The organism is Pontibacter toksunensis, assembly GCF_042686245.1.
Taxonomy (GTDB): Bacteria; Bacteroidota; Bacteroidia; order Cytophagales; family Hymenobacteraceae; genus Pontibacter; species Pontibacter toksunensis.
The window spans coordinates 21,037-29,069 of sequence record NZ_JBHUOX010000038.1 but is presented as its reverse complement, the minus strand read 5'-3'; the positions used below and the strand labels follow the sequence as shown (position 1 = coordinate 29,069).

The following is an 8,033-nucleotide window of genomic DNA, read 5'->3' as shown; positions in this document are numbered from 1 at the left end:
CGTCTTCCAGCACTTTTATTTCCTCAGCAGACGCACCGATGTAAAAGCCCAGCAGCGCTACTTTAGTGTAGAAGGCTGCCTCCAGCTGCTCCAGGGCATAGGCATAGTTGAGGATGCCGATGTCCCCACTGCCCAGGTTCACCTTATTAGGAGAGTTCGGGTTCTTTGGTGGAATATATTCCTCCAGCATTTCGCAGCCGGAGAGCAAAATAGCGGAAGTGGCCAGTGCGGCCCCGCTGTATTGTAAAAAAGACCTGCGGGACTTGCTCAGCCCCTCGTCCGGCCCGTGGGCCTTCCCTTTAAACTCGGTAAACTTTAACATACTTAATCATATTAAATTAAAAAATTAATACTCTGAAATTTTCCTATACCCTCTGTTTCCAATACTGCAAGGTATCTTGATATTATTTTTATCTATGAAAAAAATGAATAACGGCTTTATTACCAGCCGTTTTTAATGTGTCTTGGTGCCTGTTGGGCGTAACCAGGACAAGCAGCAGTTCCTGTTTAAACACAGTTCGTTTATACCTTATTATTAGTTTTGTTATACAAACCATACATACGCAGAACTACGTACGCTTGTGCAGCTGAATATTTGAAGATAGGTACGCATCAATGGGTGTAGCTACATTTATACTGAGTGAGTACTCATTTATAGTTAGAGAAAAAGGAATCCAGCTACGTTGGAAGGAGGCTAAATAGCAGCTTGTTTCATTTTCGTTTAGCTAAAGAAGCTGGCAGGAAATCCTTCCCTTCCCTTTTCCCGTTTGTAGTACATCACGTCAAAACAGCAGACTATGGAAATCACCAACACACTTGCTTTTATCGGAGGCCTGGGAGGCACAGAGGTCATCCTCATCCTGGTTGTCATCCTGCTGCTCTTCGGGGCCAAGCGCATCCCGGAGCTGGCAAAAGGCCTGGGCCGCGGCATCCGCGAGTTCAAGGACGCCACCAATGAAATCAAGAGCGAGATAGAGAAACCAGGGAAAGATGTGAAGGGGGAAGCGGGGAGGTTACCTGCCTCCAAGGATGAAGCACAGAAAGAGGCCACGGTGTAAAAACCCTCTTTTAGCCAAGCTAACGGAGCGATATTAGTTAACCATCTTCGGCATGCGCCAGGAGCCGTGACTTGCCAGCATGCCATCAACCTTAGAGATGAAAGAGAATCAGTGGCTACCTGCGCATAGCCCAGGTAGCCACTGACTACTACAGGCAGGCAGGGCCAGACCCGGAGCCAAGCCATTTTGAAGAATGGCTGAGCACACTCAATGAGCCGATGCGAAACTACTTCACGAAGGAGGGTTTCGAAGCCTCCAAGGGTGTGGTGGATTTCCGTCGCTTCGTTGCAGAGGAAAACGTACAAGGGCTGAAAGAGTACATGCGGCAGCACCTTTCCGGGAGTGATTACGAGGCATTGCTGCAGCAGAATTCATGAGGTTTTAGTGAACATAACCTTCGTTATAGAACAAGAAAGGCTCCTCATCCCGAGGAACCTTTGTAGCAAATGCGCAAAAGGTGGCTCAGCTGGCTAATGTGCAGCTATAATAAAAGGATGCTTTCAGTTACCAGAAGTAATTGCCGGTGTTAAACGTTACACCCTAAGGTTACATTAGAGGAAACCCATAAGCTTATCATGAATCCTCTCTTATACAGTACAGCCTCTTAGACCGGTAAGTATATTTATTACAACCGACTACACCAAAATAGGCCCAGCTATAGTGGAAATAATGCCGCTCCTTCTTGCTTTGCAACAGTGTTTTACCTCTCTTCTTAACACGCTGTAGCAGCGCTTCTGCTAGATTATTTAAATAACATTGATACTAAACTTTGAGATGGGCATACGTCAGGGGAGAAAATGTTTGATCACCCCGCCTTCCCGGCTACTCCTGGTGTGGCCTTATAAAACGAGCGGCTAATTTCCAGGCATCCCCTTTCTTTCGAAAAACCTCTAGGAATGCTACTTCGAAGGGTTCTTTACCTTCCCAAGAAATAGTGGAGGTTCCATAAGCGTAAGCCATGTCACCTGAGCCGGCCACTTCCACTCTCTCAATGATTGGGTTGGTTTTGAAGTTCTTCCGCTCGCCACCACTCGGCACTGCCTTCTTCAGGTTGTCCAATCCTACAATTGGCCTTGGATATGCCCCCGAGGCGAAAATGATGTCCTCAGTATAATGGTCTCGTGAAATGCCGTTGGTGATCATTTGTCGTATTGCCTGCTCGTCTTGGCTGCGGTCAAAGGAACTCTCTTTTTGGCTGGAAGCAGTACTCTGTGCTTGTGCAAGTTGCACTCCTATTGTGGGCAGAAAGAGCAGTGCGAACACATATTCTTTCATAAAGGTAAGGTTGAGCTTATTACTTATACTTTACCGGCAAAGACGGCTTCACAGCTGCACTTGCTTTGTTCTCAATGCATGAGGGCTGTCGGGTGCCTTCTATACAGTAAACGTGGCTAGTCAGGAGTAAAAGCTCTTCTTGAGAGCCAACGGGTTGCGAGAGAAAATATATAAAAGTAAGCTCATACCCAGCAGAATGAGCTAGATGACTATTATTATGTTAATACTTTAATATTTTATAAATAAATTTTTGTTGTTTATAAACAAATTTTTTTGTATACCTATAAATAGAAATTTGTAAATTGTATAATTATGAGGATGAGTAGTAAATATTGGCATAGTTGAGACACAGCGAAAGTTCTTTTTTAACATAACAGACAGTCTGTTAAGTAGATGGTATGATGCGTTTGTCTTAGGTTGACTTGCAGGTGCTTTTAACTTGCACAGGAGCTTGATGAAGCATAGAACTTCATTTCAAATAGCGATGCCTCTATGTCTACGGAGCCAAGTCCAGGCACCATTCCTGCGGGCAAGGGCAATTATGTTAGCGCGCCAGCGTCTACGATAGAAATGTTCATTTCAAGTTAAACTCCTGTGCTTATTTTGGCTGCGCCGACAGCTGCCTGAGCATGTGCTAAAGTTGAACTTGTTTTTATTCGGTTTTTTTAAGTTCTCTGTCTTACCAAGGAATAAATGCTTTTCCGGTAAAATGACAGTGCCTGTGCGTTATTTCTGCACTGGCGCTGTCATCCTTCCATTATGACTAAAAATCGAAGAAATCACTCAGGAACGATTCCTTTTTCTTGTGTGGATGCTTTTTATGGGCGTTGTGGCCATGCTCGCCATAGCCGTAACGCTTATAGTCATACTCGTAATTTTCTTTTTTAGAATAATGGTCGGCGGAGCGTTCCATGATCTTTTCGAGTTCGCCACGGTCCAGCCAGATGCCACGGCAATTAGGGCAGTAATCAATCTCAACTCCGTTTTTATCGCTCATCAATAGCGTTTCGTTGCAGTTAGGGCATTTCATAGTTTTTGATTGCTTTGGTGTATTCTTCAATATAAGCAAAAGATTGCAGAGCACCGCGTCAAAATAAGCTGTTGAACATATGGATTCCTGCTTGACGCAGGAATGCGTTTCTAAAGATCCAGCCATTGCTTAAAAGCATTGGCTCTATAAGTACTTACTACTAGTTCCATTTCAAGTGGTGGTTTAACTTTAAGGGAAAGCCTCCCCTTAAAATAAGGAACAATTTCCTCCACAGCCTCTATGTTAATGATGAACTTACGGTTTACCCGAAAGAACTTCCTATCATCGAGCTGAGCCTCTAATTGATCCAGCGTCTGGTTAATAATGAATCGCTTACCCTCAAAGGTGAATAGAAAGACTACACCTTCCTCGGCCAGGAAACAGGCAGCCTCCTCACCAGGTACAGTGATTAAGGCTTGTCCCTTCTTCACCAGAAACCTGTTTCGAGCACCTAGCTGCTTTGGCTGAGATTGCTGCATTATTTCCTGCAGGTCTCCGTACCCTTTAGTTAAATTGCGTTGCTGCAGAGACTCATACTTTTTCAGCGCCTTGGCCACATCTTCTGCCATAATAGGCTTCAGCAAATAGTCTATACTGTTCACTTTAAAGGCCTCAATGGCATATTGATTGTAGGCTGTCGTAAAAATGACGGGACACTTGACATCTACTTTCCTGAAAATCTCAAAACTGTTCCCATCCGAGAGATGAATATCGCAGAATATCAGGTCTGACTCTTGGTTTAGCTCAAGCCACTTCACCGCTTCCATAATGGAGCCGGGGGAGCTTAGAATCTTTGTATCCGGACGAAGCTTTGCAACTATGTCGGCAAGAGCATCCGCCGCTAATTTCTCATCTTCAATAATCACTACATTCATACTTCTTCCTCCTGCAACAACGGCAGTTTTACAATGAATTCATCTTCAGTCGGGCAAATCTCCACCTGCTCTTCCGTCAGATGGCTATACCTGTTCATAATATTCTGCAGACCTACTTTGGATGAGTTTGCCGGCTCGAGCCTTGGCTGCAGATTGTTAGCTACAACCAACTTATTTCCTTCAACAAATATCTTAATGGCAAGCGGTTCGCCCGGAGTATACCCGTTATGCTTTATGGCTTTCTCAACCAGCATCTGCACAGCAGTTGGGGGCAGCCCATGTTCCATCTTTTCGAGAGGCACGTCTGTCATGATTTGGAAGTTGCTGCCAAAGCGTGTCTTCAGCAGAAAAGTATAAGCCTCTACTAGTTCCAGTTCCGTGCGCAAAGGCACTACCTGCTTTCTATTGCTTTCCAGCACTATCCGGTACACTTTGGAGAGCTGCCCCAGAAACTGTACGGCTTTACCGGGGTCTCTGTAAATAAGCGAACCCAGGACGTTGAGGCTATTGAAAAGGAAATGGGGGTCTATCTGACTTTTCAGGGATTCAAATTGTGCCCTGAAGTTTTCCTTCTGCAACTGCTCAGACCTTAGAAACTCTTCCTGCAGCTTTGTTTTCCATCTCTCACGCTCCACAAATCAATAAAAGAACAGGCTGATAAATGAAGTGGCCACTAGGTTAAGCCTCACCCCTCTCGGTGAAAATTCAACGGTGGGTATAAAAAAGTACTGCGGCATCAGAATGAACAGCACACTGTAAATCATGCTTATCAGGGTAACTGTGGTTCCCTCCAGGAAGGCACTTGTCTTTTGGGAAAGGCCTGCAACTGCTTCTGAATTAAAAATGTAAGCTATTTTCTCATGTGTCCAGAAGGTGACAACCAGAAAAACAAAGAACATGACCAGCTCTTTCATCGCCTCCAGTTCAAAAAACCATACAGTTCCTAACTGAATGAAAATTAAGGTGTAAAACAAGGCGACAGCTGTAAGTGCTGCTATATAAACTCTTCTCAACATGGTGCTTTTGTGGCTGTTTCCTGAAACCACCGCTCAGTATTGTTCCTTGAGTGGCGTAGCAAATCAAACGGCTGCCTTGGTTTGCCGCTGGTTGGCAATCTCATTCATCGTCATTTTATCCCTGTTCATTTGCCATTATCTCTCATTCAGCAGATATGGGTTCTCATGCTTAGTCGCTCTTCCCACTTTTGTAACAATCCTTTTACAATGAACATTTTAAATACGGATTATTATGAAAAGTATGCGTTTCTTTTTTGCCATGCTTCTCCTGTGCGGATGGAACTTAGCAGCATATTCACAGGCAGTCGGCACCCTTACAGGCTCCATCAAGACTGATAGTAACTCCCCGATAGGTTTCGCCAACGTTGTGTTAGTACATGCTGCAGACACCGCTTTTATAGCGGGAATGGTGGCAGATGCGGATGGGAACTTCAGCATCTCCTCCCCCTCAGAAGGGAAGTACATCCTGCGCGTCAGCGCCCTTGGTTATGCCGGCTGGGCATCAGCAGCGTTTGAAGTGGGTGGACCCGTCTTCTCCAAAACCTTTGGTTTCATTGTACTAACAGAAGACACAAAGCTGCTGAAGGAAGTAACAGTGCAGGCACTCAGACCTGCTATTGTACAGCAAGCAGACAGGTTGGTGGTAAACGTGGAGGGCACAGCGCTTGCGGCAGGCAACACTGCTTTCGACGTGCTCTCCAAAGCCCCTGGTGTGTTTGTGGACCAGGATGGAAACATCAGGTTGAATGGGAAAGGAGGCGTACAGCTGATGCTGGACGGAAAGCCCACCTATCTTTCTGCAAAAGACCTGCGTGCGATGCTGCAGTCAATGCCAGCCGGGAATATTAAAGACCTGGAGATAATGGCCAACCCGTCCGCTAAGTACGATGCAGAAGGGGCATCGGGTATTATCAGCATCAACCTGAAGCAGAACAATGCGGATGGCATAAACGGAAGCGTCTACGCTGGGCTCCAGTACAACGCACTGGCAGGCGATGCCGCAGGCGGGAATTTGAGCGTCAGAAAGGGTAAGCTCTCTTCCTTTGCCATGCTTGACCTGGTCCGACGCCCGAATCTGAGGGAGAACGAGATAAAAAGGGTTATCCATGATCCGGCGGCAGCATTCAGGTTCAATCAGGCAGGTCGGGAAGAAGGACATCGGCTTACGCCTTCCCTTCGCGTGGGCGGAGACTATGAGCTTAACGACAGGCACAGTGTTGGGGCCGTCGCTAACCTTGTGACAGCCCGGGAAGAAAACACATTCGGGACACAGTCTGTCCTGCACTTCGGCGCCATACCTGATAACATGCTTATCACAACTGTAAATAATCTGCAAAGCGAACTCAGCAGCGCTACCTTTAACTTTCACTACCTCGGGAAGCTTAACACCAGCGGAACCACTGTTTCCGCCGATTTTGATTACGTGAAGCTGACCAATGATACGGGCATGGAGTTTATTAACAACTATAGGCAACCAGGTAAGGGCCTGTCGGCAAGGTCTGAAACATTAGGAAGCGAGAACCCTGTTTCTTATAACATATACGCTGCTATAGCAGACTTTGTGAAACCACTTCATGAAGCTCACAAGTTAGAACTGGGCACTAAGATTAGTCAAGTAATTTCAGACAATGACCTTAGGTTCTTTGAGGGTATGGGCGATGACCGTATGAAAGACGATAACCGAAGCAATCACTTTGTCTATAAAGAAGACATACTGGCCGCCTATGTTAACTTAAGCAGTAAGATTACCAATAAGTGGCGTATGCAGGGTGGATTGCGTGCAGAACAGACCTTTAGCAGCGGGAATTCTTTAACGTTAATAGAGCGCACATCCAGAAATTATCTTGACTTCTTCCCAAGCCTGTTCCTGCAGCAGCACGTCGGGGAAGCGTATCAGATAAGCTACCAGTACAGTCGCAGGATTGACAGGCCACGCTATGATGACCTTTACCCTTTCATCTTTTTTCTGGACCCTTACACACTGGCAAAAGGAAACCCTAACCTAAAACCACAGTACACAGACGCCTTTCAGATGCTACATACTCTAAAGTCGAGCTACAGTGTTTCGTTAGGCTACTCCAACACCAAAAACTATATCGCAGAGATACCGGAGCAGAATGCAAGTGATTCAACAACACTCTTCCAAAAGCGAAATGTACAGAGTTTCAAAAGCGTTTCCGCCACGTTTGTTGTTCCTGTGCGCATCCTACCGGCTTGGGAGATGAGCAATGTGCTGCAGGTATCTTACCAGCACTTTAGCATCGAAATAAAAGAAAACCTGGTAGAAAACAAGCAGTTATATTACCTGCTTCAGTCTAACCACAACATACAGCTTCCGGCAAGGGTAAAGCTGGAACTGAACGCAGCCTACCAAGGCCCGATGGCTTATGGCGTGTACAGAGTGAAGCCTTTGGGGTGGCTGGACATAGGTTTCAAGCGCGACTTCATGAACGAAAAACTAGAGGCGAGCCTTAACCTGACGGATGCTTTCCGCTCCCGTCATCTGAGAGGAGAATTCAGCGACAGCGGTAACTTTAATTCTTTTAACCAGTACAGGGGCAGCCAAAGTGTGCGTGTACAACTCCGGTACAGCTTTAACAGGGGCAATAAATTTGATTTGAATAAACGGAACACTGATCTTGATGAACTGAATAGAGCTGACAAGTAACATGCTGTGCGAAACTCCTGACAGTTCATTTCCCAAAGGTCTATAATTTCGGCGCACAAGAGGCAGTTGAAAACTACTTAACTTGTTTATACCTGAAGGTTCCTATACAAA

9 protein-coding genes are annotated in these 8,033 nt (G+C 45.8%); 3 read left to right on the top strand and 6 right to left on the bottom strand.

Features of this window, described 5'->3' with window-relative positions; genetic code table 11:
• A partial coding sequence (locus ACFS7Z_RS25460; protein WP_377485948.1) for a ferritin-like domain-containing protein occupies positions 1-322 on the bottom strand: 322 nt, incomplete at its 3' end.
• Between the two features lie 475 nt (positions 323-797).
• Between ACFS7Z_RS25460 and ACFS7Z_RS25455 the strand changes: the two genes are divergently transcribed.
• Positions 798-1,058, top strand: coding sequence for a Sec-independent protein translocase subunit TatA/TatB (locus ACFS7Z_RS25455; protein ID WP_377491634.1), 261 nt, complete (start codon positions 798-800; stop codon positions 1,056-1,058).
• Between the two features lie 218 nt (positions 1,059-1,276).
• The gene (locus ACFS7Z_RS25450) at positions 1,277-1,435 is read left to right on the top strand and encodes a hypothetical protein (protein WP_377491631.1); all 159 of its coding nucleotides are present in this window, start codon (positions 1,277-1,279) and stop codon (positions 1,433-1,435) included.
• Between the two features lie 445 nt (positions 1,436-1,880).
• On the opposite strand, the gene ACFS7Z_RS25445 is transcribed toward ACFS7Z_RS25450, so the two are convergent.
• The 5 genes from ACFS7Z_RS25445 to ACFS7Z_RS25425 all read right to left on the bottom strand — a co-directional run bounded on the left by ACFS7Z_RS25445 (position 1,881) and on the right by ACFS7Z_RS25425 (position 5,254).
• Positions 1,881-2,333 (bottom strand): YybH family protein, encoded by a 453-nt coding sequence (locus ACFS7Z_RS25445; protein WP_377491628.1) that lies wholly within the window; start codon positions 2,331-2,333, stop codon positions 1,881-1,883.
• Positions 2,334-3,096: 763 nt separating this feature from the next.
• The gene (locus tag ACFS7Z_RS25440; protein WP_377491625.1) at positions 3,097-3,363 is read right to left on the bottom strand and encodes a TFIIB-type zinc ribbon-containing protein; all 267 of its coding nucleotides are present in this window, start codon (positions 3,361-3,363) and stop codon (positions 3,097-3,099) included.
• 110 nt (positions 3,364-3,473) lie between these two features.
• On the bottom strand, positions 3,474-4,238 hold the full coding sequence (locus tag ACFS7Z_RS25435; protein WP_377491622.1) for a LytR/AlgR family response regulator transcription factor: 765 nt from the start codon (positions 4,236-4,238) through the stop codon (positions 3,474-3,476).
• Positions 4,235-4,873, bottom strand: a complete 639-nt coding sequence (locus ACFS7Z_RS25430; RefSeq protein ID WP_377491619.1) for a sensor histidine kinase — start codon at positions 4,871-4,873, stop codon at positions 4,235-4,237. Before ACFS7Z_RS25430 ends, ACFS7Z_RS25435 begins: the two co-directional genes overlap by 4 nt.
• Positions 4,874-4,876: 3 nt before the next feature.
• Positions 4,877-5,254 carry a hypothetical protein gene (locus ACFS7Z_RS25425; RefSeq protein WP_377491617.1) on the bottom strand — a complete coding sequence of 126 codons (378 nt, stop codon included), beginning with the start codon at positions 5,252-5,254 and terminating at the stop codon, positions 4,877-4,879.
• A 232-nt stretch (positions 5,255-5,486) separates the two neighbouring features.
• Between ACFS7Z_RS25425 and ACFS7Z_RS25420 the strand changes: the two genes are divergently transcribed.
• Entirely contained in the window at positions 5,487-7,922 is a 2,436-nt protein-coding gene (locus ACFS7Z_RS25420; RefSeq protein ID WP_377491614.1) for a TonB-dependent receptor domain-containing protein, read from the top strand.
• The last annotated feature ends 111 nt before the right edge of the window (positions 7,923-8,033 follow it).

Excerpts from the sequence above, each read along its gene's own strand:
- ACFS7Z_RS25445 (WP_377491628.1), bottom strand. The coding sequence starts at position 2,333 with ATGAAAGAATATGTGTTCGCACTGCTCTTTCTGCCCACAATAGGAGTG.
- ACFS7Z_RS25420 (WP_377491614.1), top strand. The coding sequence starts at position 5,487 with ATGAAAAGTATGCGTTTCTTTTTTGCCATGCTTCTCCTGTGCGGATGG.
- ACFS7Z_RS25435 (WP_377491622.1), bottom strand. The coding sequence starts at position 4,238 with ATGAATGTAGTGATTATTGAAGATGAGAAATTAGCGGCGGATGCTCTT.
- ACFS7Z_RS25425 (WP_377491617.1), bottom strand. The coding sequence starts at position 5,254 with ATGTTGAGAAGAGTTTATATAGCAGCACTTACAGCTGTCGCCTTGTTT.
- ACFS7Z_RS25450 (WP_377491631.1), top strand. The coding sequence starts at position 1,277 with ATGCGAAACTACTTCACGAAGGAGGGTTTCGAAGCCTCCAAGGGTGTG.
- ACFS7Z_RS25455 (WP_377491634.1), top strand. The coding sequence starts at position 798 with ATGGAAATCACCAACACACTTGCTTTTATCGGAGGCCTGGGAGGCACA.
- ACFS7Z_RS25440 (WP_377491625.1), bottom strand. The coding sequence starts at position 3,363 with ATGAAATGCCCTAACTGCAACGAAACGCTATTGATGAGCGATAAAAAC.